A 25,726-nucleotide genomic window follows, 5' to 3' on the forward strand; every position below is an offset into this window, starting at 1 on the left:
CTGCGACAGTTCCGGGACTCTCCCATGGAACATAGAAAAAAGACGAAGACGGTCACCGGATCCAGCCGGAGAAGTCTGCTGGCAAGGCGGTTTCTCGGTCTCAAGCATTGGCGCAATGGCCCCTTGGGGCAACTGACGGTGCGGCAGGTCGTGGCCGGTCTGATTCTCTCCGTGGTTGTCGCGGGTGTCCTGGCCGGTTACCAGTTTCAATCCATTCCCGACTACAACCAGGGCGACATTGCGGACCGGACCATCGAAGCGCCCCGCGACTTCCAGGTCGTGGACCTGGAAGCGACCGATGAGATGAAGCGGGAGATCATGGAGGGTGTGCCCGGTGTCTTCGATCTGGATCTGTCCGTCAACCATCGGTTGGAATCGGAGCTGAAGAGCGCCTTTGCGGACGCCCGGCGAATCATTTCGGCAGTCCGGACGCGGTACCAACTGGGGAATGGGCAGTCTTTCCCCACGCGGGTGAAAGCCGAGTTGCTGTCCGAGTTGAGCCGCGGCCTCCCCCGGTTTGCCCAGGGGAAGGTGCTGGAGATCTGCCTCGCACAGAGTTTCTCCACCGAACTGGAGGATCAGATGCTGGCCGTACTCCGGGAATCGATGAAATCTCCCGGCGTCATTCTCAACCGCCAGATTCTGCTCAACTACCGCGATCGGGGAATCATTCTCCAGAATGCCATTACCGGCCGTCAGGAACCCTTGGACGATTGGATCGCGATCCGGGATCTGGGCCAGGCTCGGGACATCCTGCGGCAGAACGAATACGAACTCACGGCGGTGGGCCGGGTGGCGAAGAAGCGGGTCATCAGCTTTCTGGATACCTGGGTGGTTCCCAACGTCAGCTTCAACGAGAGAGCCACCCGGGACTTGGAGGATCTGGCGTCCGAGGAAGTGGATCAGGTTCTTGTCCAGGTCCGCAAGGGCCGGACCCTCGTCCGGAGCGGCGACGAAATCGGGGCTCGGGAGATTCTGTTGCTCAGTGGCCTCAAGAGCATGGAGCAGCCGAGCCGGGTCGCGGGCAAGTTCTTCGGAGTCCTGATCATGGCCGGGTTCTTCCTGTTCGCTCTGGGCCACTACGCCGTCACGGTTAAGGAGGCCAAGACGGAGACTTCCAGATATCACGTCCTGTTGCCGCTGGTGCTGCTCTCCACGCTGGTGGTCTGCAAGGTCTTCGTGGTATTCGCAGACTTCGTCGTGGAGGGCATCGGGTTCGAGAGATTCCAGGACCCCGTGGATTTCTATCTTGTGGTACCCGTGGCGACCGGCGCCATCATTGCCGTCCTGCTGACAAACGTCCCGCTGACCGTATTCTTCGCTCTGACCTTTGCGGTCTTCATGGGACTCATGACGGGCGAAGGTCTCATGATCGTCTACACGCTGGCCGGCTCTCTGGCTGCCGTCCACGCACTGGACCAGTATCGCGAGCGATCGGCCGTCACCCGTGCCGGTTTGATCATCGGCTTGGTCAACGTGGCGGTCGCCTTGGGTTATCAGTTGATTTACATGGACGTGGGGTTTGATTGGCTGCTCTTTCTCCTGCGTTCGGCCAGTGGACTCGTGAGTGGAGTCATTGCCGCCATGCTGGCCTCGCTGCTGCTCCCCATACTGGAGTCTCTTTTTCGGATCACCACTGACGTCCGCCTGCTCGAGCTCTCGAACCTGAACAATCCCGTCCTGCGGCGACTGGCCCTGGAAGCCCCGGGGACCTATCACCACAGCATCACCGTCGGCACCCTGGCCGAAGCCGGGGCGGAAGCCATCGGAGCCAACAATCTCCTGGTTCGTGTGGGGGCCTACTACCACGACATCGGCAAGCTCAAGGCGCCCGAATACTACGTCGAGAACCAGATCTACACCGGCAACAAGCACGACAACCTGACTCCGAACATGTCCAGCCTCATCCTGGGCAGTCACGTGAAGGACGGACTCGCCATCGCCGACGAGATCAAGCTGATTCCCAAGGTCCGTGACCTCATCCCGCAGCACCATGGGACGCGGGTGATGAAGTATTTCTACGAGAAGGCCAAGGAGGCCGCCCGGCCAAAGGGCATGGAGGTCAGCGAGAGTGAGTTCCGCTATCCCGGCCCCAAACCGCAGAGTCGAGAGGCGGCGATCCTCATGCTGGCCGACCAGGTGGAGGCGGCGTCGCGCACCCTGGAAGATCCGGGACCGGGACAGATCCGGAGCATGATCCAACGTTTGACCCAGGCCACCGTCGAGGACGGACAGTTCGACGAGTGCGACGTCACCATCAAGGAGCTGGGCCGGATCGGCAACGCCTTCGAACGGGTCCTCAGGGGAATGTATCACCATCGGGTGGAGTACCCCGGATTCGAGTTCAACAAGCGAATTGAGGAAGAGCAACTCCCGCATCCACGTATTCAATAGGCAGAAAAAGATCCTGGTCGAGACACGGCGTCTCGAGGAGTTCTTGGGCCGTCTGGCTCACAGGCTGGGGATCACGGGGGAGTTCTCCACCGTCCTCGTCAGCGACCGCGGAATCCGGCTCTACAACCGTCGCTTCCGGGGGGTGCCTGAACCGACTGACGTTCTCGCATTCCCCATGGGCGAGGAGTCCTACCTGGGTGATATCCTGATTTCGGTGGAAACCGCCGACCGGCAGCGCCGAGGGCTTCTGCAGACGGAACTGAAAGTGTTGGCTCTCCATGGTCTTCTCCATCTCATGGGGCATGACCATGAGGTCGACTCAGGTGAAATGGAATCAATGGAAGTGCAGTTGAGAAGGGAGTATCAACTTCTTTGAGTTGGGCGGTCGCCCTGTTGTTGGCGCTCTCTCTTCTGATTCTCCTCTTTCTCTCGGTGGTTGAGACTGCCGTCATTCGAATCTCCCGCCTCACTCTCAGGATACTCTCGATGCGGGGGGCGTCTCAGGCGCCGGGTCTTGTGGAGACCATCACCTCGGACCGGAGCCGCTTCCTGCTTCCGGTTCGCCTCGTGCTCCTTTGCATTCAGATTGCGCTGGTCGTTTTCGCGACCGGGTTCTTCCTTGAGCTCCGGCCGATTCAGGGCGCCTGGTGGGCGTTGCTGGCGATTCTGTCGACCTTTGTGTTGGTGTTGCTGGTGCTTCCCATCATGGCGACCCGGTATCCGGAACAGGCCCTTCTGCGCCTGGTGCCGGTGCTGTCACGGTGTTACCCCTTCATGGCCTGGATCAGTCGTCCCATGGCGTCCTTGCTCAAGCCCTTCGACCGAGTGTCCGCCAACGGTGACGAAACGGGAGGCCAGGAGGAAGAATCGACGGAAGGCGAGTTTGAAGCCTATGTGGACGTCGGGGAGGAGGAGGGGATCATCGAGGGCCGGGAGGGTGATCTGATCCTTTCGGCGCTGGAGTTCGGGAACACGCGTGTCAAGGAGATCATGACCCCCCGGACCCAGGTCGTGGCGACTCCTCAGACCACCACCATCTCCGAGATGCGGGATCTCATCGTCTCCCGGAAGCATTCCCGAATACCGGTCTATCGAAGGGACCTGGATGAAATCGTGGGCATCGTCTATGTGCGGAACCTGCTTTCCTATCTCACCGCGGAGAGTGGTGACGCACCGGTGACGCGGCTGATGACGCCGCCATTGTTCGTTCCTGAGACCAAGAAGGTGGCGGACCTCTTTCGAGAGATGCAAAGGAGCGCCGAGCACATTGCCATCGTCATCAACGAGCATGGAGCGGTCAGTGGACTGGTCAGCATCGAGGATCTGATCGAGGAGATCGTGGGCGAGATTCGAGATGAGGACGAGATGCAGTTGGTGGACCTGATTGCCGAGGGGGACGGAAGCTATATCGTCCGGGGCGCGGCCGAAATCGAGAACCTGGAGAAGGCTCTGGGTCTGAGCTTGGGGGTCACCCACTTTACGACGGTTTCCGGCGTCGTCGTCTCCCAGATGGGCCGGGTTCCGCATCCGGGCGAGACGACCGATATCAACGGCATCCGAGTCGAGGTTCTCGCCGCCGATCAGAGAAGGATCAACACCCTTCGGATCCGCCTGGCGCTGGCGGAGACTCCTGCCCAGTCCGGGGCGTGACCTGGACCGTCCGATTTCCGACGCGGCAGTGCCTGCGGATCAGACCCGATTCGTCATACACTCGGTGACCCGGTAAGGATTCCGGGCGCGCATTCCGTGCAGGCCACAGGCCGGCGCGAACGATGAAGGACCGGTGACAACATCCCATGCCTGCCTCCGACTCGGACGTCCGTTTCATGCGCCGCGCACTCCAACTTGCCCGGCGAGGTGCCGGCCGGGTCAGCCCCAACCCCATGGTGGGAGCCGTGGTCGTGCGGGACGGACATGTAGTGGGCGAGGGCTATCATCTCTATCGGAAACTGCATCACGCCGAGGTGGTCGCTCTGGACCGGGCCGGAAGCCGCGCCCGGGGAGCCACCCTGTACGTCACCTTGGAGCCCTGTGCGCATTGGGGCCGGACCCCTCCCTGCATGCAGAGAGTCGCCGAAGCCGGGATCCGGGAGGTCTTCGTGGCCGTGACGGACCCTTCGCCCCAAGTCGCGGGCAAGGGGATGCAATACCTTCGTTCCCGCGGGATTCGAATCCACGAAGGGTTGTGCGGGGAGGAGGCTCGCCGGCTCAACGAAGTCTTCTTTTTCTTCGTCCGGCACCGGAAACCTTTCTGCCTGCTCAAGCTGGCGCTCACCCTGGATGGCAGGATCGCCGCGCCGGGAGGCGATTCCAAGTGGATCACGGGCGAGAAGGCGAGGCGGCACGTGCACCGTCGCCGTTTTCTCTACGACGCCATTCTGGTGGGAATAGAGACGGTCCTGACGGACGATCCGTCGCTGGATGTGCGGTGGAGGTCGAGGAAGCGGATCCGGAAGATCGTTCTGGACTCCCAGTTGCGGACGCCGGTGAAGTCCAGGCTCTTCCTGTCAGGCGATCCCGTATGGATCTTTCACAGTAGTCCGTGTCCGCCCGGCAGTCCCCTCGCGGGCAAAGCCCGCCTGGTGCGAGTCCCGCAAGAAGGACCGTTCCTTTCCTGGCCGGCGGTGCTGGAGTCTCTGGGCGGGGATTCCATAACCAGTCTCATCGTGGAGGGGGGCGGCCGAGTCGCCGGATCGTCCCTGCAGGCGGGCGTCATCCAGCGGGTCCACTTCTACTACGGTCCCAAGATTCTCGGCAGCTCAGGCATACCGGGGGTGGGAGAGCTCCAGGTCAACCGCCTCGCCGATGCCCTCGCCGTTTCGAGTCTCAAGGTCAGGAGACTGGGCCGGGATTTCCTGTTGGACGGATATTTGGCCCCAACCTGAGCCTCGCTGCCGGAAGTCAGCGCCGGGTCCCCCCGGAAAAAAGGCGCCGTTCCAATTCTGTCAGGTTGTACCGCCGCTCCAGTTGGACCAGTAACGGACGGATGTCTTCGATTCGATCCATGTTCGCCTGAACCTGGTCGATCAGGGGCTCGGCCACAAACGACGACCGATCCAGCCTGGCTGGATCCCGCACTCCCCGGAGCGCCGTGTAGTGGCCGAATGCCCGGATGGCCGGATAGAAGAAAAAGACGTTGGGTCCCGGAATGGGAGTGAGGACGCTGCCCAGTGCGGCGAGGACCAGATCCACCTTGAGCCACGCGGAATGCTTCAGGCGCTGCCGCTTGAAAAAGCGATGCAGCAGGTTTCGCGCGGCCTCTCCACCCAGGCGGCTGGAGTGGCGCACCGTCAGTTCGGGAACGTGGTGAAGCGCCGAGCAGAGCCTCTCGTCGTAATCGAAACGCTCTTCCAATCGGCGATACGTGGAACGGACCCGGCCCTGCAGCCGAGACCACCGCGTCGTCTCCTTCCGCCGCTGGCGATAGGCCTCCTTCGGAAGGGGTTCCAGCACGGGCAGTGCATGGCCTCGCCGAGACTCGAACAGCAGGAGATTCATGTCGCCCCGACCCGTACCCGCGACCGTTCCAGGTAGGCTCGAATCCGGCGCTCCGGACTCTCGGCACCGGCGACGTCGGAGATCACCGCCACCGAACGGGCCCCGGACTGCCACGCGCCGGGGGCCTTCTCCACCGAGATTCCGCCAATGGCGACCAAGGGAAGATCGGTGCTGCGGGAGGCCCTTTGGAGCAGATCCAGGCCCAGGACAGGAGCCGCATCCTCCTTAGTCTGGGTGGGGAAAACGGGGCCCAACGCGAGGTAGTCTACCGGCTCCTCCAGTCCCCTTCTGAACTGGTCCCAATTGTGGGTGGAAAGTCCGATGACCGCTCCGTCTCCCAGGAGTCGCCGGGCGGCCGCCGCCGGAAGGTCGTCCTGGCCCAGATGGACGCCATCGGCCTCGACCGCCAGAGCCATGTCCACCCGGTCATTGACCACGAAACAGGCTCCCGCCTCCCGGCACAGTAAACGGATCTTCAGGAGCTGCCGGTAGAGATGGCCGTCCGGTAGCGTCTTGTCCCGGACCTGGAAAAACCGGATCCCGCAACGGATCAGGCAGTCGGAGAAGGCCACGTGATCCCAGCCCTGCGGGTTGGGGCAGTGAGTGATGGGATAGAGGGGACCGGGCAGGGACTTGGGCATGGAGCCTTATCCCCTGAGGAGCTGAAAGAGGATCGTGAGGATGGCCAGCGGGCAGACGAACCGGATCAGGAATCCCCAGGCCTTTCCCAAGCGGAAAGTGCCGCGGCCCCGCTCCAACTCCGCGACGGCGTTGCCGATACCCCACTTCCAGCCCACGAAGAGGCTCACCAGCAGAGCACCCAAGACCAATCCCATCCCGCCAAAATATTCGTTCACGAAATCGAGGGTTCCGGAAAACAGCGGAACGGCTCCGTTGCCCAACGCACTGGGGATTCCCAGGAGGAAGATCACGCTGCCGACTCCGATGGCCGATCGGCGGCGGTCCCATCCCAACTCGTCGATGGTGAAGGAGACGACCACCTCCAACATGGAGATGGCGGAAGTCAGCGCGGCTATGGCCAGCAGGATGAAAAAAGCCGCTCCGAAGAGGTGTCCCAGGGGGATGGCATTGAAGATGTTGGGAAGAACCACGAAGATCAGCCCCGGCCCGGCGTCGGGTTCCAGGCCCGGAACCGAAAAGATCGCCGGGAATATGGCCAGGCCGGCCAGGAATGCGATCAGGAAGTCGGCGCAGCTCACCCATACGGCGCTGGACACCAAATTCTGCTTGGGCGACAGGTAGCTTCCAAAAGTGATGATGGCGCCCATTCCCAGGCTCAGCGAGAAGAAGGCATGACTCACGGCTTTCAGGATCACCTTGACATCCAGCATTCCGAAGTCGGGCATGAGGTAGAAGCGGAGGCCTTCGGCGGCTCCCGGGAGTGTCAATGAACGGACCACCAGGAGAATCAGAAGCACGAACAGCACGGGCATGAGGATCTTGGCGGCTCGTTCGATCCCATGCCGTATGCCCCCCATGACAATCCGGACGGTGATGAGCATGAAGAGAAGGTGGCAGCCGAGCACCGGTACCGGATCCTGGATGAAATTCTTGAAAGTCGCGCTGATGGCCTCCGGAGTGGCGCCGTGCAGGGAGCCGCTGAATGCGATCCAAGTGTATTTGAGTGTCCAGCCGGCGACCACGCTGTAGTAGCTCAGGATGATCAAGCCGGTGAAGACGGCGAACCCTCCGGCCAGTCCCCAGCCGCTTCCGGGAGCCAGGCTCCGGTAGGCTCCGACCGGATTTCGCTGGGTTCTTCGGCCCACGGCCAACTCGGCCAGCATGACCGGGACCCCGATCATAAAAGTAGCGATCACGTAGACCAGAACGAAGGCGCCCCCTCCGCTCTGTCCCGCCTCGGTGGGGAACCGCCAGATATTGCCGAGCCCGATGGCTGAACCGACCACAGCCAGGACGAAACCGAGCCCGGAGCCCCAGTAGCCTCTTTGATTGGCCCCGGCGGGTTCGCTCATGCCGCGCCTCCCGAGAACTCCTCCAGGAACGAGGTCCCATAGTTTCCCTTCAGGAAGTCGGGGTGGCGGATCACCCTTCGGTGGAAGGGCAGGGTGGTCTCGATCCCCTCCACGATGAAGGTGTCCAAGGCCCGGTTCAGCCGGGAGATGGCCTCTTCCCGGTCGTTGCCGTGGGCGATGAGTTTGGCGATGAGGGAATCGTAGTGAGGTGAAATGACGCAATCCGTATAGGCTGCGGAATCGACCCGGATACCGGGCCCTCCCGGAGCATGGTAGGCATGGATTCGGCCTGGCGACGGAGTGAAGGTCTCGGACGATTCGGCGTTGAGCCGGCATTCGATGCTGCTTCCCCGGAAGGCCACGTCCTCCTGGGAAAAGTCCAGAGGAAAGCCCGCGGCGATCAGGATCTGCTGTTTCACGATGTCGATTCCCGTAATCATCTCCGTCACCGGATGCTCGACCTGGATCCTGGTGTTCATCTCGATGAAGTAATGGTTGCCCTCCTGGTCGAACAGAAACTCCACCGTCCCGGCGTTCTGATAGCCGATCTGCTTCAGGGCCTGCACCACCTGGCTTCCCAGCTCCATTCGCCTGCCGGGGCTGAGAAACGGGCTGGGAGACTCCTCCACCAGTTTCTGGTGCCGCCGCTGGATGGAACAGTCACGCTCCCCCAGGTGGACGATGTTTCCTTGCTCGTCGGCCAGGACCTGGAACTCGATATGGCGCGGGTTCTCGAGATACCGCTCCAGATAGACCTGGGAGTTGCCGAATGCGCTTTCCGCCTCGGACTGGACCAGTGACAGGGAATCCAGGAATTCCTGTTCCCGGCGAATGATACGCATCCCTTTCCCGCCGCCTCCGGCTGCCGCCTTGATGATGAGGGGAAAGCCGACCTGCCGCGCCAATGCGGTAGGATCCGGGGTTTTCCGGTCAATGACTCCGGTGCCGGGAATGGTGGGAATTCCCAGGTCCTGAATCGTCTCCCGTGCCCGGGACTTGTCTCCCATGAGGCTGATGGCAGACGCCGAGGGGCCGATGAACCGAATGCCGCAGTTGTCGCAGACCTCCGCGAAGTGGGAACTCTCGGCCAGATAGCCGTAACCTGGATGGATGGCGTCGACGTTGGTGATTTCGGCCGCGCTGATGATGCTGGGGATGTTCAGATAGCTGTCGTAGCTTCGGGGCGGGCCGATGCAGACGGCCTCGTCGGAGAAGCGGACATGGAGCAGGTCCCGATCCGCTTCCGAGTAGACTGCGACCGTGCGAATGCCCAATTCCTTGCAGGCGGCGACGACACGGAGCGCGATCTCACCCCGGTTGGCGATGAGGATTTTTCTGAACATGCTAGGTGCGGACTTCGAACAGTGGCTCACCGTATTCGACGGGCTGGCCGTTCTCAACCAGGATGCGAACGATCTGGCCATCCACGTCGCTCTCGATCTGATTGAAGATCTTCATGGCCTCGATGATGCAGAGAGTGTCCCCTTCGCGGATGGTGGCTCCGACTTGGACGAAGGAGTCTGCGTCAGGCTTGGGTGAAGAGTAGTAGGTCCCCACCATGGGTGCGGTGAAGACGTGAAGGTTTTCCGGGGCGGACACGGGCTCGGCGGGAGCAGTTTCGACGGGAGGGGCCTCCTGAACGGTGGGAGCCGCGGGTTCAGGCGGCGAGTCGGCACCGCCGCGAAGAATCCGGAGCCGGACTCCTTCCCGTTCCAACTCGAACTCCGCCACATCGAACTCGTCGATGAGCTTCAGTAAAGATCGGATCTCCCTGGTATTCATCCTTTTTCCTGCGCCGGCTTCTCCCCGCGCCGTGTAAGTTTAGTCTCCACGGCCCCGCGGGAACAAGTCGGAACGGCCCAATGCGCCTGGCGACCCACTGTGCGCGCCAGTCGGGGCCGCTCCTCTGCCGGATGGGAAATTTCCCCTTCCTCACTCTTTCAGCGGTCCGGGTCGGACAACAGCCGGTACCCGGTTTCGGTCACGGCAACCACGTCCTCGATCCGGACGCCCAGACGTCCGGGAAGATAGATCCCCGGTTCCACGGTGAAGACCATGCCGGGCTCGAGGGTTTGGGGCCGGATCGGTGAGATTCGGGGCAGTTCGTGGACTTCCAGGCCCAGTCCGTGTCCCGTGCCGTGTTGGAAGTGGTTCCCATGGCCGGCTTCTTCGATGACGCGTCGAGCCGCCCGATCCACGTCGCTGGACCGGACGCCGGGACGGATGGAGTCCAGCGCCGCGCGCTGCGCTTCCGAGACAATGTCGAAGATCTCCGGCTTGCCGACTCCGCGAGGAAGGTGGATGCGGGTGAGATCGCTCAGATACCCTCCCGAGCGGATCCCGAAGTCGATCAGGAGGAGTTCCTCCTCTCCCCAGATTCGGCCGCCGGCCACGCCGTGGGGCAGGGACGATCGAGGCCCGCTGGCCACGATCGTGGGGAAAGCGGTGCCCTCGCCTCCGGCCTCGCGCATCTCCATTTCCAGGATGCCCGCCATCCTGACCTCGGCCAGCCCGGGGGAGATTCGGTCGAGAAAGCGGGCGTAGGCCCCCTGCGCCAGCTCGAAGGCATGGACCAACGCCTCGATTTCGCTGGGTTCCTTGATGGTGCGCAGGGTCTCGATCAGGTCGTGTTCCGGTGCCCACTCGACGGCTGCCGACCAGGTCTGGATCCGCAGCCAGAGGTCGCAACTGGCGTGAGTGGCCTCCAACCCGAGTCGTTGCCGAGTGCTCCCGCCGGGAAAATGGTCGTTCAACAGCTCTTCCAGGGCCTGTTCGAACGAACCCCGAATCAGCCGGGGGGTGCAGTTCGCGGCCGTGGCCCGAGCCTGTTCATGATACCGGGAGTCCACCAGGAGTATGGTTTCGTGGCCCAGGCAGCATGCCAGTCCCGCCGAGCCGGTGAAGTTGAAGAGGTAGGCGAGATTGGGCCTGTGCTGGACCAGAAATCCGTCCAGGCCGCGGCCCTCGATCGCGGTCAGAAAGCGGCCATAGCGGCCCCGAAAGTCGTGCATCCCCGGACTCTACCATCTACCTGATCCGGGGCGTGATGAAGAAAATAATTTCCCGGGTTTCCCGGCTTTGGGAGTTCCTCCGAAAGAGCCTGCCCAGGACCGGGATGCGGCTCAGACCGGGGACCCTCTGCTCCAGCGTACGGTCGATGTCCAGGAGGATCCCCCCGATTACGGCCGTACCTTCATGGGGGATCAGAACTACGGTCTGGGATTCGCTGGTGAGGATGGTGGGGATGCCTTGAACGGTCCGGCTGAAATCGGGGACGTTGTTTTCCACCTTGATTTTCAACAGGACCGTCTTCTCGCGCGTGATCTGCGGCGTCACCAGAAGTCGCAGGGCGGCAGTCTCGAAGCGGACCGTGGTCGTGAAGTCGTGCTCGACTGGAATCGGAATCCGGGCTCCCTGGGTGATGATGGCCTCTACGTTGTTCAGGGCGGTGACCCGGGGCTTGGAAAGGATGCGAACTTCTCCGTCTGATTCGGCGGCCGTGAGAAGAGCATCCAGGCGCACGGTGTCCAGCACCGGCACGGCCGCCACGCCGGGAGAACCCGATGCCGGCCCCACCGGGGTGCTCATGCGGATGGAGCCCGAGGCGCCCCGGCCGCTCCCCCCCGCCAGCAGGTCGAGCTGGAGGCCCAGGTTCCGGGCGAAGGTGGTGGTGGCCTCGATGATTCTGGCCTCGATCTCGACTTGACGCTCGGCAACGTCCAGGCGGTCGAGGAGTCGATTCATCTCCGCGACTCGAGGGGGGATGTCGGTCATCAACACGGTATTGGTCCGGGTGTCCACATCCAACCGGCCCTTCTGACCCAGTTGGTTCTTCAGGCTCTTGGCCGCCTCCTCGGCGGAGGCGTAGTTCAGGGACCGGGCCACGGTCGCCGGCTCCTGGCTCTCATGTTCCAGTTCCAGCATCTTCCGTTCCCGCTCCTTCTCCGCCCGGAGAGTCTCTTGACGGGAAATGCGGATCAGGTCGTCCTGTACCGTCCGGGTCAGGGAATGGCTCTTGAGGACCATCTCCACGATCCGGTCCAGGGCCAGCCGCTCCACGCGCAGTGTCACGTTTCCCGACACGTCGGAATCGATCACCATGTTGAGGTCGCTCAACTCCGCGACGGTGCGAAAGAAATCCACCAGGGAGGCGTCGACCAGGCTCATGGAAACCGGCTGACGCAACGGATCGGGAACCTCTGGGACTTCGGGTCCTGAACCTCTCGTTGAGGAGGCGGCCAGGACCCAGAAGATGAGAACCCATCTGCACCGGAGTCGCGGACTGATCGGCATGGTCTCGGCTACCCTCCGGCGGAACGAATTCGCTTCGTGACCCAGGACCGGCCCGTGCCGCTCCCATCGACCCGGAAAATCACCCAGTCTCCCGAGACCTCCACCAAGTATCCGTCGGCGAATCGGGCTTTCATGGGAGCCAGGTGGGTCAAGCGGTCGGCTCCTTGGACCAGGACGAAAACGCCGAGTTTCCCCACGGCTGTCCCTACAATCACCAATTCGGAAATCGCGAGTTGCCGCAAGGGTGCCGTCAATGGAGTCTCCATCGTGTGGCGATGCTCCTGGTTTCGAGGCTCGAACGGGTCCGGCTTTCCTTGTGGCGAGTAGACGGCCGGACCTTTTGGGCTGACAACCGCCAGGCTGAGGATCACGCCGAACTGGAGGAGCGGGACCAGGATCATGGCGCCTCCTCCTGCTCCGGCTCTTGGTCCGGGTCGAAGTCCTGCAGGTTGATCCGGAAGAAGGTCAGGGAGATGGAAGCGTCCAGAGTCATCGCCGGAAGGGAAGGGTCCCGGCGGCTGATGGACAGTCTTCGGACGTTGACGATCTCATCCAGTTCCGCGAGATCCTGAAAGAATCGGCCCAGACCGTGAAATCCTCCCGCCACGACCAGGTCCAATGGCCAATGGGTCAGGAATTCCTCCACGACCGGGGTCGAGGGAGAGACTCGTGTGGGACGCAGACCACGTTGGAGAGCCAGCCGTACGATTTGACTGATGGCCTCGGAACCGGAAGTCTCCCCCTCGACCGGTCCTCCCTCGTCCTGGAGGAGCGTGCGGTGCTCGCCGAATTCTTCCTTGAGCCTCGTGAGGCGATCCAGGGCCGAGTCGGTCTGATTTTGATGGGTCCGTGCCCGCAGAAATTCCTGCTCCAGCCCCTCGAGGCGGAATTGGAGCGGACGGATCGTCGAAGCATAGATGGAACCCGCCAGGAGAAGTCCCATGACGGACAGGGAAAGGGCAGGTTTTTGGCGGACCTTTCGACGAAGCCTCTCCATACTCGCGTATCCCGGTCAGTGCCCGGTTCGGGCAGTGACGGCGAATTGGACGGTGTTCCCTGTTTGTTCCATGGATCGCAGTTCCACTTTGGAAAATCCGGCGTCCGGATCCAGACGGTCCAGCAGAGTCCCGGCGGCGGAGGGGGTCGCGGCGGTTCCCTCGAGAGTCAGTGTTCCGTCCTCCCAATCCAGACGGTGCAGGGATAGTTCCTCCCCGGACGGGAACCGGTCCATGAGCCGGTTCCACAGCGAAAGAGGGGATGCCTGGCGGATCTTGAGTTCCCGGATGCGGTCGCGGCACCGGATCAGGTCTTCGACCGCTTCTTCCCAGCGCCGGACCCTCTTCAGAACTGCTTCCAGTCTCCCTCGACCGTCGCCGATCGCCGCCAGCCGGGTTTCGCCCGCGTCTGTCCGGGAGTCCAGCGACTGGTGCCAGACGGCGGTTCCCACGAGGATGCAGCATGCGGCCGCCAGGATCAGCAGTTCGCGTCCCGGCGCCGCCAGAATCGCCGATCGTTTGTGGGTTCCGTTCATCTTCAATGTCCTGAACGTCCCAACTGCCTGGAACGCGAACCCAAAGTTCGACAGGGCGCTGCCTTGACAAGGAACGGGTCCGTTCGGTAGATTTCCAGACTCTTGGACTCGTGGGGCGTAGTGTAGCGAGATGAAGAATTCGAATAAGACGTTTCTTCCTGGTTTCGACGAAATCGACAGGAAGTGGTTCGTCGTGGACGCCAGCGATCAGGTTCTGGGACGCTTGGCGACTCGTCTGGCTACCCTTCTCATGGGTAAGGACCGGCCGAACTACACCGATTTTCTCGATACCGGCGCATTCGTGATCGTCGTCAACGCCGACAAAGTGCGCCTGACCGGGAAGAAGTGGTCCCAGAAGGTCTACTATTCCCACAGCCGTTACCCGGGGGGGCTTAAGGAGATAACGGCCGAGAATCTGCTGCGCCGGTATCCGGATCGTCTCGTACGCCTGGCGGTTCGAGGTATGCTGCCGAAGAACAAGTTGGGCAAGAGGATGATCCGGAAACTCAAGATCTATGCTGGCGCCGACCATCCGCATCAAGCTCAGAAGCCGGAGCCGCTGGCCCTTTAGTTCGTCCCCGCCGACCACAGGAGATCTTCCTTGAACGAGGTTCAATACTACGGAACGGGCAAGAGGAAGTCCGCCACTGCACGAGTGTTCCTGATGCCCGGGGAAGGGCAGATCGTCGTCAACCACGTCGATTTCCAGGAGTACTTCCGCAACCGGACGCAACAGGTTGTCGTTCTGCAACCTCTGGCGCAGACGGAGAACAACGACAAGTTCGACGTGTACATCAACGTCAAGGGCGGGGGATATTCCGGACAGGCCGGCGCCGTCCGGCTGGGAATAGCCCGTGCCCTGCTCCAGTTCGATCCCGATCTCCGCGCTACGCTGAAGAAGGCCGGGCTTCTCAGGCGCGATCAGCGGGTCAAGGAACGGAAGAAATACGGGCAACCCGGGGCGCGTAAGCGGTTCCAATTTTCCAAGAGGTAGCCAGGGAGGAATCGGTGAGTTCCATTCCCATCAAGCAACTGCTGGACGCCGGTGTCCATTTCGGGCATCAGACAAGGCGCTGGAATCCGAAGATGAAGCCGTTCATTTTCGGCCAGCGAAACGGCATCCACATCGTCGATCTCCGTACCACGCTCCGGTATTTCAAACGGGCCATCGATTTTCTCGTCGAGCGGAGCATCCGGGGGAGTTCCGTGCTGTTCGTCGGCACCAAGAGACAGGCCCAGGACACCATTGAACGGGAAGCCGAGAGATGCGAGGCCCACTATGTCAACAACCGTTGGCTCGGTGGTCTCCTGACCAATTTTGCGACCGTCCGGAACAGCATCAAGCGATACAAGGATCTGGAAGAAAAACGGGTCAACGGCTTCTACGACAAGCTCTCCAAGAAGGAAGTGGCGCGGCTGGAGCGGGAACGCAAAAAGCTGGACAAGAATCTGCGCGGCATCAGGGACATGGAGCGGCTCCCCGACATCCTCTTCGTGGTGGACACGAACCGGGAGGTCATCGCCGTCAAGGAAGCCGCCAAGCTGGGCATTCCGGTGATCGCCGTGGTGGACACCAACAGCGATCCTGACGATGTCGACTTCGTGATTCCGGGAAACGACGACGCATTGCGATCGGTGAGGCTGTTCACTTCCACCATCGCGGATGCGATCCTGGCCGGAAAGGCGATCCGGGAAGCTCGTCTGGCAGAGGCCCGGGAAAAAGCGGCCCGGGAAAAGGCGGCCCGCGAGAAAGCGGCCCGGGAAAAGGCGGCTCGCGAGAGGGCTCTGCGAGAAAAGGTGCTCCAGGAGAAGGCCGCGCAGGAGCAGGCGGCGCAGCAGACCTCGACACCGCCCGATGCCGCCGTGGCGGCCACTCCCGCGCCCGCGGTGCCGGCCGCGACTGCCCCCACCTCCGAATAACAACCAGGGCGTCCGACAGGAAGCGGCGCACCAAGCGTTTCAGCGGGAAGGTCGATCGAAAATGAGTGTAACCGCAGCACAGGTCAAGGCGCTCCGGGACCGGACCGGCGCCGGAATGATGGAGTGCAAGAGGGCGCTGGTCGAGGCCGATGGAGACTTGGATCGAGGCGTGGTCATCCTTCGCGAACGGGGCCTGGCCGCAGCCGCCAAGAGGTCTGGCCGCGCCACCAGCGAGGGGACGGTGGGTCAGTACATCCATGCCGGCGGCAAGCTGGGTGTTCTCCTGGAAGTGAATTGTGAGACCGATTTCGTGGCACGCACCGATGAATTCCAGGAACTCGTCCGGGACCTGGCCATGCAGGTGGCTGCTTCCAACCCCCTTTACGTGCGGCGGGAAGAGGTGGGTTCCGAGGAGGTCGATCGGGAGAAGGAGATCTACCGAAACCAGGCGCTGGCAACGGGCAAACCTGAATTTATCGTCGAGAGAATCGTCGAGGGCCGCTTGGAAAAGTACTACTCCGCCGTGTGCCTTTACGAGCAGCCCTTCGTCAAGGACCCTTCGATCACCGTCGAGCAGTTCATCAAGTCCAAGATCGCCACTTTGAAGGAAAACATCACGGCCCGTCGCTTTTGCCGGTTCAAGGTGGGAGAAGAACTCTAGCACCGACGCCGGGGAGTTCCTCGCATTCACAGGAGGCGGTTTTGCCCCAGGAGAGCCAGGCGCCGTTGGGAGACCCGGTCAAGCTGGAACGACCCGCCTACCGGCGGCTTCTCGTCAAGCTCAGCGGCGAGATGCTCATGGGCGAGGGCCACTTCGGCGTCGATCCCGCCATGATGGAGGGTGTCGCCCTCCAGGTTAAAGAAGTTCACGAACTGGGTGTGGAGACTGCCGTCGTAGTCGGCGGCGGCAACATCATTCGCGGTGTGAATGTCAGTGAGGCCGGGTTCGACCGGGCCACGGGCGACTACATGGGCATGCTGGCCACCATCATCAACTCTCTGGCTTTGCAGAACGCCCTCGAGAAAAACGACGTCGACACCCGGGTCCTGAGTGCCATCCATGTCTCGGAACTGGCGGAGCCCTTCATTCGGCGGCGAGCTATCCGGCACCTGGAGAAGAAACGGGTCGTCATCTTCGCGGCCGGCACCGGCAGTCCCTATTTCTCCACCGACACGGCGGCGGCCCTGCGAGCGATGGAAATCCGGGCCGACGCGATCTTGAAGGGGACCAAAGTCGACGGCGTTTACGATTCGGATCCCCAAGTCAATGCGGATGCCAAACGCTACGACCGGCTGACCTATCTTCAGGTTCTGGAAAAAGGTCTCAAGGTGATGGACGCAACGGCCATATCGTTGTGCATGGATCACGATCTGCCCATCGTTGTGTTCAGTCTCCGGCAGAAGGGGAACATCACGAACGCGGTCCTGGGCAAGAAGGTTGGTTCCGTCATCAGCCACTGAAACGCCGTTCCCGGTTGGCCCGGGACGCCGAGCGGCTCAAGGGGGGGACAGCATGAACGGAAACTCCGTCGAGCAGGTGTTGACTGAAACCCGGACCCGGATGCGAAAGTCCGTGGAGGATCTGAGCCGGGAGTTGGCGACGGTCCGCACGGGACGCGCCTCCCTCCATCTGTTCGATCCCATCAGGGTGGATTACTACGGGACGTTGACGCCCATCAGCCAGCTCGCCACCCTGCACGTGGCGGAAGCGACCATGGTGACCATCCAGCCCTGGGACCCGACCCAGATCGAGAACATCACCCGGGCGATTCTGGCCTCCAATCTGGGCCTTAATCCTTCCAACGACGGACGGCTCATCCGGGTGCCCATCCCTCCGCTGACCGAGGAGCGGCGCAAGCAGTTGGCCAGGCATGTCCGCAAGGTGACCGAACAGCACCGGACCGCGGTCAGAAACATCCGGCGCAGCTCCAACGACCGGTTGAAGAAACTTTCCAGGAGCAAGGCCATCTCCGAGGATGACGAGCACCGCGGGTACGATAAGGTCCAGAAGATCACCGACGACTTCATCGCCCAGGCGGATGATCTGGGCCGGCTGAAAGAGAGTGAGGTCCTGGAGGTCTGAGCCGAGCGCCCATCCCTTCCGGCGTGGCTGATTCGGTTGCCACGTCGCGACCCTCTTCCCCAGCGGATCACGGCAGCAGGACTGCGGCCGCGACGACGGTCGTCCACAGACCGCCCCGGTCACCGGTGGCGCACTGGGCGATACTGGTGGTTTCGGCGAACTCGCCGCATCGTTCCCGGCGCCGCGTCCTGCCATTGTCGGCGTCATCCTCGCCCGAGGGCAGGCCCAGGCTCGCGGACAGCATCTGAACGGCCACGTTTTCGGCGTGGTTTCCCGCTGTCGCCGCGGTTTCTCCGAAGCTGTGGTGCTCGCTCAGGTAGCCATGCCGGTCCGAATCCCGGGGCGCGGCCAAACCGATGGACGCGGCAATCATTCGGCCGGGCTCCGAAGTCGTATTCTTGCTGAGCACGGCGAACACCACTTGACCGGGAACCAACGCTTTCAGTCCTTCCTGGCTGCTGACCAGCCTGCATCGGGGAGGAAAGATGCTGGAGACGCGAACCAGGTTGAAGGAGGAGATCCCGGCGTCATGGAGCGCCAATTCCCAGCTGATCAGTTTTTCGCGGTGGCGTCCGGAACCACGCGTCAGGAACAGTCGGCCGGGCACCAGCATGCGGCGTACTCCTGTTTCCGGTCCGCAACCCGCCGGTACCCGGCGGGGTCCTCGGCGGATTCCGGGGGTTGTCAACGAAGTGCTAGACGCGGTTTATCATGCCTCGACCACCAAGGAAACTACGGGCGTGGGGCTCGCTGGCCCGGTTGAGTTCGCTTTCCGGACTATGGTATCAATGAGCCTCGTTGGAGGGAGCGGTCCAGGAGGAGATGCCGGAAGAGCAACCGCCGGAAACCGCGGTCCGACAGGAACGGACAGAGGCCCGGGACAGCGAGAATCAGGGATCTCTGGCCGGCGTTTTCAACGAGTTGCGCGGTTGGGCTCGAGACATCCTCGTCGCCGCAGTCGCCGCCGTCCTCATCGTCGTATTCGTGGTCCAGCCGGTCAAGGTGGAGGGGACCAGCATGGCCCCCCGCCTGGCTGATCAGGAACGAATTTTTGTCAGCAAGCTTTCCTATCGTTTCTCGAACATCGAACGCGGCGATATCGTGGTCTTCTGGTACCCTAGGAACCCGGCCAAGTCTTTCATCAAACGGGTCATTGGGATTCCCGGTGAAACCGTGGAGATCAAAGGAGGTGTCGTATTCGTCGACGGCCGGCGCTTGGAGGAACCTTATTTGCGGCCTGAGTACCTGGACCACGACTATCACACGGCCAAGGTTCCTGAGGACCAGTTCTTTGTACTGGGAGATCGGAGAAATTCCAGCAACGACAGTCGAAACTGGGGATGCGTGCCGCGCCGGAATATTTTCGGGAAGGCCGTGTTCCGATACTGGCCCGTCTCCAAGGCGGGCATGATCGAATAGCCGGGAGACGGGCCCGGCACGACCAGACCTCCCTGATTCGAGGATCCAAGAGACGTGGACAAACGGGCGATTCTATATCTGGAAGATGGGACCGTGTACGAAGGCGTCGCCTTCGGCGCAGACACGGAAACATTGGGCGAGGTGGTCTTCAACACCTCCATGACGGGATACCAGGAAATTCTGACCGACCCCTCCTATGCCGGTCAGATCGTGGTGATGACCCAGCCCCAAATCGGAAACTACGGTACGAACTCTGAAGATGGCGAGTCCTCCAAGCCCCAGGTGGAAGGCTTCGTCCTCCGTGAATGCAGTCCCATCTTCAGCAACTGGCGTGGGGAGCGAACGCTGGACGCCTATCTGAAGCAGCATGGAATCAGCGGCATCTCCGAGATCGACACCCGCGCCCTGGTTCGCCGCATCCGGGAGAAGGGGGCCATGCGGGGCGGAATCTCCACGTCGTCGGTCGATTCCATACGGAGGAAAGTCCTGGCCCATCCGACGATGGCCGGACTGGATTGCGTGAAGTTCGTCACCACCACCGAGTCCTATTCCTGGCCGGTGGAGGAGTCCAAATTCCGAGTGGTGGCCTACGATTTCGGGATCAAACACAATATCCTTCGATGCCTCGCGTCCCGTGGGTGCAACGTCACCGTGGTCCCGGCAACCACGCCTGCCGAGGATGTTCTGGCCATGGACCCGGACGGGGTCTTCCTGTCGAATGGTCCCGGTGACCCGGAACCCCTCGACTACATTGTCGCCAACGTCAAGAAACTGCTGGGACGCAGACCCGTCTTCGGAATCTGCCTGGGTCATCAGCTTTTGGGATTGGCCCTCGGAGGCCGGACCTTCAAGTTGAAGTTCGGGCATCGAGGCGGCAATCAGCCGGTCCAAAACTTGGTGACTCGAAAGATCGAGATCACGTCCCAGAATCACGGATTCGCCGTGGACCCCGATTCCTTGGACGAAGACATCGTCGAGTTGACCCATGTCAACCTCAACGACCGGACTCTGGAAGGCATGCGGCACCGGTCGCTGCCGGCTTTTTCCGTGCAGTATCATCCCGAGGCTTCTCCGGGCCCCCATGATTCCATGTACCTGTTCGACGATTTCCTCGACCTGATGCGAGCCCATCGGCCAGGTTGAGTTCCGCGAACCAAGCCCTCGAGCACAGCAGGCATGCCCAGGCGAGACGACATTGAGAAGATCCTGATCATCGGCTCGGGCCCCATTGTCATCGGCCAGGCCTGCGAGTTCGATTATTCCGGGACCCAGGCCTGCAAGGCCCTGATGCAGGACGGGTTCCAGGTCATCCTGGTCAACTCCAACCCCGCCACCATCATGACCGACCCGGAAGTCGCGGTCCGGACCTACGTGGAGCCGCTGACGCCGGAATACGTCGGCGAAATCATCAGGCGGGAACGCCCCGATGCCATATTGCCCACCGTGGGCGGGCAGACCGGCCTCAATGTCTCGGTTCAACTCAGCGAGAGCGGCCTGCTCCGGGAGATGGGCGTCGACATGATCGGCGCCAATCTGGATGCGATTCAGATGGCGGAGGACCGGCGCCTTTTCCGCGCGGCCATGGAGGAAATCGGGCTCCAGGTCCCCAGTTCCGGTTTTGCCACCAGTTTGAAGGAGAGCCAGGAGATTCTGGAAAAGGTGGGGCTTCCCGCCGTGATCCGTCCCTCCTTTACGTTGGGAGGCACCGGCGGCGGCATCGCCTTCAACACCGAGGAATTTCAGGAGATCTCGGACCGGGGAATCCAGCTTTCGCCCATCGGCGAGATCCTGGTCGAAGAATCGGTTCTGGGATGGAAGGAATTCGAGCTGGAGGTGATGCGCGACCTGAACGACAACGTGGTCATCATCTGCTCCATCGAGAATTTCGATCCCATGGGTGTCCACACCGGGGATTCCATCACCGTGGCTCCCGCACAGACCCTCACCGACCGGGAATACCAGACGATGCGGGATGCGGCCATCCAAATCATCCGCAAGATCGGAGTGGACACGGGCGGCTCGAACATCCAGTTCGCCGTCAATCCGGACGACGGGCGAATGGTGGTCATCGAGATGAATCCCCGGGTGAGCCGGAGTTCGGCGCTGGCTTCCAAGGCCACCGGCTTTCCCATTGCCAAGGTCGCTGCGAAGCTGGCGGTGGGTTACACGCTGGATGAGATTCCCAACGACATCACCCTCAAGACGCCCGCCTCCTTCGAGCCCACCTTGGACTACGTGGTCGTGAAGATTCCGCGCTGGAATTTCGAGAAGTTTCCCCAATCCGAACCGTTGCTGGGGACGCAGATGAAGTCGGTCGGGGAAGTGATGGCCATCGGCAGGACCTTCCGCGAAGCCCTTCTCAAAGGAGTCCGGTCCCTGGAGACGGACAAGACGCTGTTTGCCGAGCAGACCTGTCCCACGCGCATCAACGAGCACTTGGTTCGTCCCAATCCGAGCCGTCTCGCTCACGTTTTCCTGGCCTTCGAGCATGGATACACCCGGGACCGGATCTTCGAGCTCACCGGCATCGATCACTGGTTTCTGCAGCAGATCGAGCGGCTGCTGAACCAGATCAAGGAACTCGAGGGGAACCGTCCGGAGACCCTCGGTCCGGCCAGGCTGGCTCGCGCCAAGAAAAACGGCTTCTCCGACCTTTGGCTTTCTCAGATCCTGAGCCGCAACCGGGAATCCGGGAGTCGCGCCGTTACCGAACGAGACGTCTGGAAATTCAGGAGAGACCACGGAATCGGTCCTGTCTTCAAGCGCGTCGACACCTGTGCGGCCGAGTTTGAGTCCTACACGCCTTACATGTATTCCAGTTACGAGTTCGAGGATGAAGCGGACCCGGGCGACGGCAAGAAGATCGTGATCCTGGGGAGTGGACCCAACCGGATCGGTCAGGGGATCGAGTTCGACTACTGCTGCTGCCACGCCTCCTTCGCTCTCAAGGAGGAGGGGTACGAGACCATCATGGTCAACTGCAACCCGGAGACGGTTTCCACCGACTACGACACCTCGGACCGCCTCTACTTCGAGCCCTTGACCTTCGAGGACGTGATGGCGGTGGTGCAGCGGGAACAACCGGACGGCGTCGTGGTTCAGTTGGGCGGTCAGACCCCTCTGAAATTGGCGCTGCCCCTTTTCGAGGCCGGGGTTCCCATCGTCGGAACCTCTCCCCAGTCCATCGACCTGGCCGAGGATCGGGAGCGTTTCGAGCGGCTCCTTCGGGAACTGAGCATCAACCGGCCCGAGAACGGCACCGCCCTGTCCATCGAGCAGGCGCGCAAGATCGGCCGCCGTATCGGTTACCCGCTCCTGGTTCGACCCTCCTACGTGCTGGGCGGGCGAGCCATGGCCATCGTCTATGACGAGGCCTCTCTGGACGGGTACGTCAGCTCAGCCGTGGACGTCTCGCCCCAACGCCCCATCCTGATCGACAAGTTCCTGGAAGATGCCCGGGAATATGACGTGGACGCCCTGGCCGACGGCGAGAACGTGATCATCGCCGGGATCATGGAGCACATCGAGGAGGCGGGCATCCACTCGGGGGACAGCACGTCGGTCCTGCCGCCCATCATCATCGAGGAAGAGCACCTGGAGACCATGCGGGACTACACGCGGCGCCTGGGGGAAGCGCTCCAGGTCGTGGGCCTCATGAATATTCAGTTCGCGGTGGTGGAGGAGCGCGTCTACGTCCTGGAGGTGAACCCGCGGGCCAGCCGCACCATCCCCTTCGTGAGCAAGGCCACCGGAATCCCGCTGGCCAAGGTGGGCGCCAGGCTCATGATCGGAAGAAAGCTCTCCGAGCTGGGGCTGACTCGGGATCTGGACGTCACCAGTTGCTTCGTGAAGACCCCGGTTTTTCCCTTTGCCAAGTTTCCCGGCGTCGACACGATCCTGGGACCGGAAATGCGGTCGACGGGGGAGGTCATGGGGGGAGACGAGTCCTTCGGATACGCTTACGCCAAGGCTCAGACCAGCGCCGGCAACCACCTGCCAAAGTCCGGAGTCGTCTTCCTGAGCGTCAACGAGCGGGACAAGCGCTACGTCATCACCATCGCCCAGGATTTTCAGCGCCTGGGTTTCCAGGTGGTGGCCACCAGCGGCACTGCCAAGGTCCTGGCGCTGTCGGGAATGGAAGTGGAGACGGTCTACAAGGTGAACGAGGGGCGGCCCAACGTGGTGGATCTGATCAAGAGCAAGAAGATCCACCTGGTGGTGAACACCCCCTTGGGCCGGGAGTCCTTCTTCGACGAAAAGGCCATTCGGCGGGCATGCATCCAGTACGGCACCCCCTGCATCACCACGCTCTCTGCCGCGGCCGCGGCCGTCAGCGCCATCCGGGCACTGCAGCGGGAAGAGATCCGGATCAAGAGCCTTCAGGAGTACCATGAACTCCGCAACAATCCGGCGGAATCCCTGTTCCAGCGCTGACAGTCCCGGGGTCGGGGAGGGCATGGGGTGAAGAGTCAAGGAGATAAAACCGGATAGAGGGGCCGGCAGGGGCGCCCCGACGCCGTTCTCCTCCCTTTTTTGTTACATTAACGCTTTGTGAGCCCACGCCTGGATCTGGTCGAATCGCTGGCCGCGAAATATCGGGACCTGCCGCGCGAAGTCGTCATCAAAGAGGACCTCCTGCGAACGGGGATCGCTTTTTCCAAGGATGCCCTGGCCATCGCGTCCGGGTACAAACCCAAGGCCTATTTCATCTTCTCCTTCGATCTCGTGCCCATCACCGCGATGGAGCAGCAGGAGAACCTGCATGCGCCCGAAGAGATCTGCCTGACCGGCGGGGCGGGGAATTTCCGGCGAACCATCGTTTCGGTCCGGCTGAATCCGGGGTCCCCCTACCGCATCGACTGCTCAGAGGACGGGAGGCTGATCCTGATCCTGGATGGAGTGGAGATCTGCGGCGTGGAGTTTCCGGCGGTTCCCGAGTATTACAAGTCCACACTTGCCAGCGGCAAGCCCATAACCGACATCGCGCCGAGCATCGAATGGGGGTATCTCCTCTATCTCACCGTCTTCCGGATCTGCCAGTACTTCGGACGCAAGGTGGAGTGCCAGTTCTGCGACATCAACGAGAACTATCGGCAGCAGCGAAGGTCGGGCCGTTCCTATACCGGCGTGAAGACGATTGAGGAGATTCTGGAGGCGCTCGAGATCATTCAGGACACCGATTCGATCAGCAAGGCCTACACGGTGACCGGGGGCAGCATCACCTCAAAGTTGGATGGCCAGGAGGAGATCGACTTTTACGTCCGCTACCCGGAAGCCATCGAAGAGCGGTTTCCGGGCCGCTGGCTGGGCAAGGTGGTGGTCCAGGCGCTGTCCCGGGAGTCGGTCCGGCGCTTCAAGGATGCCGGCGTCCGGATCTACCATCCCAACTACGAGGTGTGGGACGCCAGGCTCTTCGAGATCATCTGTCCGGGCAAGGCCCAATACATCGGACGGGACGAGTGGATTCGGCGGATCCTGGATGCGGCCGAGGTGTTCGGCCCGTCCCACGTCATCCCCAATTTCGTCGCCGGAATCGAGATGGCTCAGCCCGCCGGATTCACCAGCGTCGAGGAGGCGCTGGCCTCCACCGGCGAGGGTCTCGATTTCTTCATGAGCCGAGGCGTGGCGCCCCGTTTTACCACTTGGTGTCCGGAACCGCTGAGCGTTCTGGGGAAGTCCAATCCCGGAGGAGCCCCTCTCGAGTATCACCTGGGGCTGTTGAGGGTCTGGCGGGACACCCATGAACGTTACCGGCTCCCGGTCCCGCCGGGTTACGGCAAACCGGGCATCGGCAATGCCGTTTTTTCCGTCTCTTCCTTCATGGACGTCATTCGTGAAGCGCCTGCGGTCCGGCCCGGCGATTCCCCCGACGGGAACGGGAAACCAGGGTCAGCAAACTCCTCAGCAGCTTGACGTCCTCCTTTTCCAACTGCGCGCGTCCCAGGATTCTGTTCAAGCGGGCCAGGATCCGCTGCCGGGACAGGTGCGGGGGGAGGCCGGCCGATCTGAGGACGATCTCCAGGCGAGCGATCAACGACCGGAATTCCGCCGGGTCTGCGAGGTTCAGAAACGGAGAATCATCCGGCTCAAGACCCGCCATGTGGAGGTCGTAGGCCACGAGGCCCACTGCCTGAGCCAGATTCAGGACCGGATAGTCCCCGGACGTGGGGATTTCCACCAGCCATTCACAGAGCCGGAGCTCGTCCCTCGACAGGCCGTTGTCTTCGGGTCCGAAAACGATGCCCAGCGGTGCGGACCCGTATCGGGGGGCCAGTTCGCCGGCCAGCGTGCGGCTGCCGACGCGGCGGGTTCCTGTCTTCGGCGATCTCGCCGTGGTCCCTGCCATAATCCGAATCTCCCGCTTCGCCTCGCGGAGGGAGGGATAGTAGACGGCGTGGTCCACCAGATCGGCTCCCTTCATGGCCATCATGCGGGCCTCGGCCCCGACCTCGCAACGGGGCCGGATCAGGACCAGGCGGCTGAATCCCATGTTCTTCAGGATGCGGGCGGCCGCGCCCAGATTGGAGGCGAACCGGGTTCGGACCAGAATGAAGTGGAGATGGTCCCTGGGCATCCTGGCCCGAAAGTCTACAA

Annotated in this window: 26 protein-coding genes; 14 read left to right on the forward strand and 12 right to left on the reverse strand. The window is 62.1% G+C overall.

What is annotated here, in order from left to right:
* Positions 1-24 precede the first annotated feature (24 nt).
* The 4 genes from OXT71_05540 (at position 25) to ribD (ending at position 5,279) form a co-directional block, all read left to right on the forward strand.
* Positions 25-2,394: an HDIG domain-containing protein gene (locus tag OXT71_05540; protein MDE2925844.1), complete on the forward strand. Its 2,370-nt coding sequence runs from the start codon at positions 25-27 to the stop codon at positions 2,392-2,394.
* Positions 2,357-2,770, forward strand: a complete 414-nt coding sequence (gene ybeY, locus OXT71_05545) for an rRNA maturation RNase YbeY (GenBank protein MDE2925845.1) — start codon at positions 2,357-2,359, stop codon at positions 2,768-2,770. The genes OXT71_05540 and ybeY overlap by 38 nt, the downstream gene beginning before the upstream one ends.
* Entirely contained in the window at positions 2,767-4,044 is a 1,278-nt protein-coding gene (locus OXT71_05550) for a hemolysin family protein (GenBank protein ID MDE2925846.1), read from the forward strand. The genes ybeY and OXT71_05550 overlap by 4 nt, the downstream gene beginning before the upstream one ends.
* A 146-nt stretch (positions 4,045-4,190) precedes the next feature.
* Positions 4,191-5,279 carry a bifunctional diaminohydroxyphosphoribosylaminopyrimidine deaminase/5-amino-6-(5-phosphoribosylamino)uracil reductase RibD gene (gene ribD, locus OXT71_05555; protein MDE2925847.1) on the forward strand — a complete coding sequence of 363 codons (1,089 nt, stop codon included), beginning with the start codon at positions 4,191-4,193 and terminating at the stop codon, positions 5,277-5,279.
* A 16-nt stretch (positions 5,280-5,295) separates the two neighbouring features.
* Here ribD and OXT71_05560 read toward each other — a convergent pair whose 3' ends face one another.
* From OXT71_05560 to OXT71_05605, 10 genes are all read right to left on the reverse strand, one after another.
* A complete protein-coding gene (locus tag OXT71_05560) occupies positions 5,296-5,892 on the reverse strand; it encodes a hypothetical protein (protein MDE2925848.1) in 597 nt (198 codons plus the stop codon).
* Complete coding sequence (thiE, locus tag OXT71_05565) at positions 5,889-6,533, reverse strand: thiamine phosphate synthase (GenBank protein MDE2925849.1); 645 nt, start codon at positions 6,531-6,533, stop codon at positions 5,889-5,891. The genes OXT71_05560 and thiE overlap by 4 nt, the downstream gene beginning before the upstream one ends.
* A 6-nt stretch (positions 6,534-6,539) precedes the next feature.
* Positions 6,540-7,886 (reverse strand): sodium-dependent transporter, encoded by a 1,347-nt coding sequence (locus tag OXT71_05570; protein MDE2925850.1) that lies wholly within the window; start codon positions 7,884-7,886, stop codon positions 6,540-6,542.
* The gene (accC, locus tag OXT71_05575) at positions 7,883-9,229 is read right to left on the reverse strand and encodes an acetyl-CoA carboxylase biotin carboxylase subunit (protein ID MDE2925851.1); all 1,347 of its coding nucleotides are present in this window, start codon (positions 9,227-9,229) and stop codon (positions 7,883-7,885) included. Before accC ends, OXT71_05570 begins: the two co-directional genes overlap by 4 nt.
* Position 9,230: 1 nt before the next feature.
* A complete protein-coding gene (gene accB / locus OXT71_05580; GenBank protein ID MDE2925852.1) occupies positions 9,231-9,668 on the reverse strand; it encodes an acetyl-CoA carboxylase biotin carboxyl carrier protein in 438 nt (145 codons plus the stop codon).
* Between the two features lie 158 nt (positions 9,669-9,826).
* Positions 9,827-10,897 carry an aminopeptidase P family protein gene (locus tag OXT71_05585; GenBank protein ID MDE2925853.1) on the reverse strand — a complete coding sequence of 357 codons (1,071 nt, stop codon included), beginning with the start codon at positions 10,895-10,897 and terminating at the stop codon, positions 9,827-9,829.
* A 16-nt stretch (positions 10,898-10,913) separates the two neighbouring features.
* On the reverse strand, positions 10,914-12,179 hold the full coding sequence (locus OXT71_05590; GenBank protein MDE2925854.1) for a hypothetical protein: 1,266 nt from the start codon (positions 12,177-12,179) through the stop codon (positions 10,914-10,916).
* A gap of 8 nt (positions 12,180-12,187) precedes the next feature.
* Positions 12,188-12,580 carry a hypothetical protein gene (locus OXT71_05595; GenBank protein ID MDE2925855.1) on the reverse strand — a complete coding sequence of 131 codons (393 nt, stop codon included), beginning with the start codon at positions 12,578-12,580 and terminating at the stop codon, positions 12,188-12,190.
* A complete protein-coding gene (pilO, locus tag OXT71_05600) occupies positions 12,577-13,176 on the reverse strand; it encodes a type 4a pilus biogenesis protein PilO (GenBank protein MDE2925856.1) in 600 nt (199 codons plus the stop codon). Before pilO ends, OXT71_05595 begins: the two co-directional genes overlap by 4 nt.
* Before the next feature lie 15 nt (positions 13,177-13,191).
* Positions 13,192-13,710: a PilN domain-containing protein gene (locus OXT71_05605; GenBank protein ID MDE2925857.1), complete on the reverse strand. Its 519-nt coding sequence runs from the start codon at positions 13,708-13,710 to the stop codon at positions 13,192-13,194.
* A gap of 130 nt (positions 13,711-13,840) precedes the next feature.
* Between OXT71_05605 and rplM the strand changes: the two genes are divergently transcribed.
* From rplM to frr, 6 genes are all read left to right on the forward strand, one after another.
* On the forward strand, positions 13,841-14,281 hold the full coding sequence (gene rplM, locus OXT71_05610) for a 50S ribosomal protein L13 (GenBank protein ID MDE2925858.1): 441 nt from the start codon (positions 13,841-13,843) through the stop codon (positions 14,279-14,281).
* A 30-nt stretch (positions 14,282-14,311) separates the two neighbouring features.
* Positions 14,312-14,704 carry a 30S ribosomal protein S9 gene (rpsI, locus tag OXT71_05615; GenBank protein MDE2925859.1) on the forward strand — a complete coding sequence of 131 codons (393 nt, stop codon included), beginning with the start codon at positions 14,312-14,314 and terminating at the stop codon, positions 14,702-14,704.
* A gap of 14 nt (positions 14,705-14,718) precedes the next feature.
* Positions 14,719-15,630: a 30S ribosomal protein S2 gene (gene rpsB / locus OXT71_05620; GenBank protein ID MDE2925860.1), complete on the forward strand. Its 912-nt coding sequence runs from the start codon at positions 14,719-14,721 to the stop codon at positions 15,628-15,630.
* Between the two features lie 61 nt (positions 15,631-15,691).
* Entirely contained in the window at positions 15,692-16,291 is a 600-nt protein-coding gene (gene tsf, locus OXT71_05625; GenBank protein MDE2925861.1) for a translation elongation factor Ts, read from the forward strand.
* Between the two features lie 83 nt (positions 16,292-16,374).
* Positions 16,375-17,091: a UMP kinase gene (pyrH, locus tag OXT71_05630; GenBank protein MDE2925862.1), complete on the forward strand. Its 717-nt coding sequence runs from the start codon at positions 16,375-16,377 to the stop codon at positions 17,089-17,091.
* A gap of 52 nt (positions 17,092-17,143) precedes the next feature.
* A complete protein-coding gene (gene frr, locus OXT71_05635; protein MDE2925863.1) occupies positions 17,144-17,713 on the forward strand; it encodes a ribosome recycling factor in 570 nt (189 codons plus the stop codon).
* A 67-nt stretch (positions 17,714-17,780) separates the two neighbouring features.
* Here frr and OXT71_05640 read toward each other — a convergent pair whose 3' ends face one another.
* Positions 17,781-18,326: an arginine decarboxylase, pyruvoyl-dependent gene (locus tag OXT71_05640; GenBank protein ID MDE2925864.1), complete on the reverse strand. Its 546-nt coding sequence runs from the start codon at positions 18,324-18,326 to the stop codon at positions 17,781-17,783.
* A 209-nt stretch (positions 18,327-18,535) separates the two neighbouring features.
* Here OXT71_05640 and lepB point away from each other — a divergent pair, with 209 nt between their 5' ends.
* From lepB to OXT71_05660, 4 genes are all read left to right on the forward strand, one after another.
* Positions 18,536-19,132 carry a signal peptidase I gene (gene lepB, locus OXT71_05645; protein MDE2925865.1) on the forward strand — a complete coding sequence of 199 codons (597 nt, stop codon included), beginning with the start codon at positions 18,536-18,538 and terminating at the stop codon, positions 19,130-19,132.
* A 54-nt stretch (positions 19,133-19,186) separates the two neighbouring features.
* Complete coding sequence (gene carA / locus OXT71_05650; protein MDE2925866.1) at positions 19,187-20,275, forward strand: glutamine-hydrolyzing carbamoyl-phosphate synthase small subunit; 1,089 nt, start codon at positions 19,187-19,189, stop codon at positions 20,273-20,275.
* Positions 20,276-20,308: 33 nt separating this feature from the next.
* Positions 20,309-23,566: a carbamoyl-phosphate synthase large subunit gene (gene carB, locus OXT71_05655; GenBank protein ID MDE2925867.1), complete on the forward strand. Its 3,258-nt coding sequence runs from the start codon at positions 20,309-20,311 to the stop codon at positions 23,564-23,566.
* A 117-nt stretch (positions 23,567-23,683) separates the two neighbouring features.
* The gene (locus tag OXT71_05660) at positions 23,684-25,045 is read left to right on the forward strand and encodes a radical SAM protein (GenBank protein MDE2925868.1); all 1,362 of its coding nucleotides are present in this window, start codon (positions 23,684-23,686) and stop codon (positions 25,043-25,045) included.
* On the opposite strand, the gene OXT71_05665 is transcribed toward OXT71_05660, so the two are convergent.
* Positions 24,960-25,706: an RNA methyltransferase gene (locus tag OXT71_05665; GenBank protein ID MDE2925869.1), complete on the reverse strand. Its 747-nt coding sequence runs from the start codon at positions 25,704-25,706 to the stop codon at positions 24,960-24,962. The two genes, OXT71_05660 and OXT71_05665, sit on opposite strands and share 86 nt — an antisense overlap.
* Between the last annotated feature and the right edge of the window lie 20 nt (positions 25,707-25,726).

It is taken from the genome of Acidobacteriota bacterium (assembly GCA_028874215.1).
Taxonomy (GTDB): Bacteria; Acidobacteriota; UBA6911; order RPQK01; family JAJDTT01; genus JAJDTT01.

Excerpts from the sequence above, each read along its gene's own strand:
- ribD (MDE2925847.1), top strand. The coding sequence starts at position 4,191 with ATGCCTGCCTCCGACTCGGACGTCCGTTTCATGCGCCGCGCACTCCAA.
- OXT71_05605 (MDE2925857.1), bottom strand. The coding sequence starts at position 13,710 with ATGAACGGAACCCACAAACGATCGGCGATTCTGGCGGCGCCGGGACGC.
- accB (MDE2925852.1), bottom strand. The coding sequence starts at position 9,668 with ATGAATACCAGGGAGATCCGATCTTTACTGAAGCTCATCGACGAGTTC.
- OXT71_05595 (MDE2925855.1), bottom strand. The coding sequence starts at position 12,580 with ATGATCCTGGTCCCGCTCCTCCAGTTCGGCGTGATCCTCAGCCTGGCG.
- OXT71_05570 (MDE2925850.1), bottom strand. The coding sequence starts at position 7,886 with ATGAGCGAACCCGCCGGGGCCAATCAAAGAGGCTACTGGGGCTCCGGG.
- OXT71_05540 (MDE2925844.1), top strand. The coding sequence starts at position 25 with ATGGAACATAGAAAAAAGACGAAGACGGTCACCGGATCCAGCCGGAGA.
- OXT71_05640 (MDE2925864.1), bottom strand. The coding sequence starts at position 18,326 with ATGCTGGTGCCCGGCCGACTGTTCCTGACGCGTGGTTCCGGACGCCAC.
- OXT71_05585 (MDE2925853.1), bottom strand. The coding sequence starts at position 10,897 with ATGCACGACTTTCGGGGCCGCTATGGCCGCTTTCTGACCGCGATCGAG.
- OXT71_05560 (MDE2925848.1), bottom strand. The coding sequence starts at position 5,892 with ATGAATCTCCTGCTGTTCGAGTCTCGGCGAGGCCATGCACTGCCCGTG.
- accC (MDE2925851.1), bottom strand. The coding sequence starts at position 9,229 with ATGTTCAGAAAAATCCTCATCGCCAACCGGGGTGAGATCGCGCTCCGT.
- OXT71_05590 (MDE2925854.1), bottom strand. The coding sequence starts at position 12,179 with ATGCCGATCAGTCCGCGACTCCGGTGCAGATGGGTTCTCATCTTCTGG.
- frr (MDE2925863.1), top strand. The coding sequence starts at position 17,144 with ATGAACGGAAACTCCGTCGAGCAGGTGTTGACTGAAACCCGGACCCGG.
- OXT71_05665 (MDE2925869.1), bottom strand. The coding sequence starts at position 25,706 with ATGCCCAGGGACCATCTCCACTTCATTCTGGTCCGAACCCGGTTCGCC.
- tsf (MDE2925861.1), top strand. The coding sequence starts at position 15,692 with ATGAGTGTAACCGCAGCACAGGTCAAGGCGCTCCGGGACCGGACCGGC.
- lepB (MDE2925865.1), top strand. The coding sequence starts at position 18,536 with ATGCCGGAAGAGCAACCGCCGGAAACCGCGGTCCGACAGGAACGGACA.
- rplM (MDE2925858.1), top strand. The coding sequence starts at position 13,841 with ATGAAGAATTCGAATAAGACGTTTCTTCCTGGTTTCGACGAAATCGAC.
- carB (MDE2925867.1), top strand. The coding sequence starts at position 20,309 with ATGCCCAGGCGAGACGACATTGAGAAGATCCTGATCATCGGCTCGGGC.
- thiE (MDE2925849.1), bottom strand. The coding sequence starts at position 6,533 with ATGCCCAAGTCCCTGCCCGGTCCCCTCTATCCCATCACTCACTGCCCC.
- pilO (MDE2925856.1), bottom strand. The coding sequence starts at position 13,176 with ATGGAGAGGCTTCGTCGAAAGGTCCGCCAAAAACCTGCCCTTTCCCTG.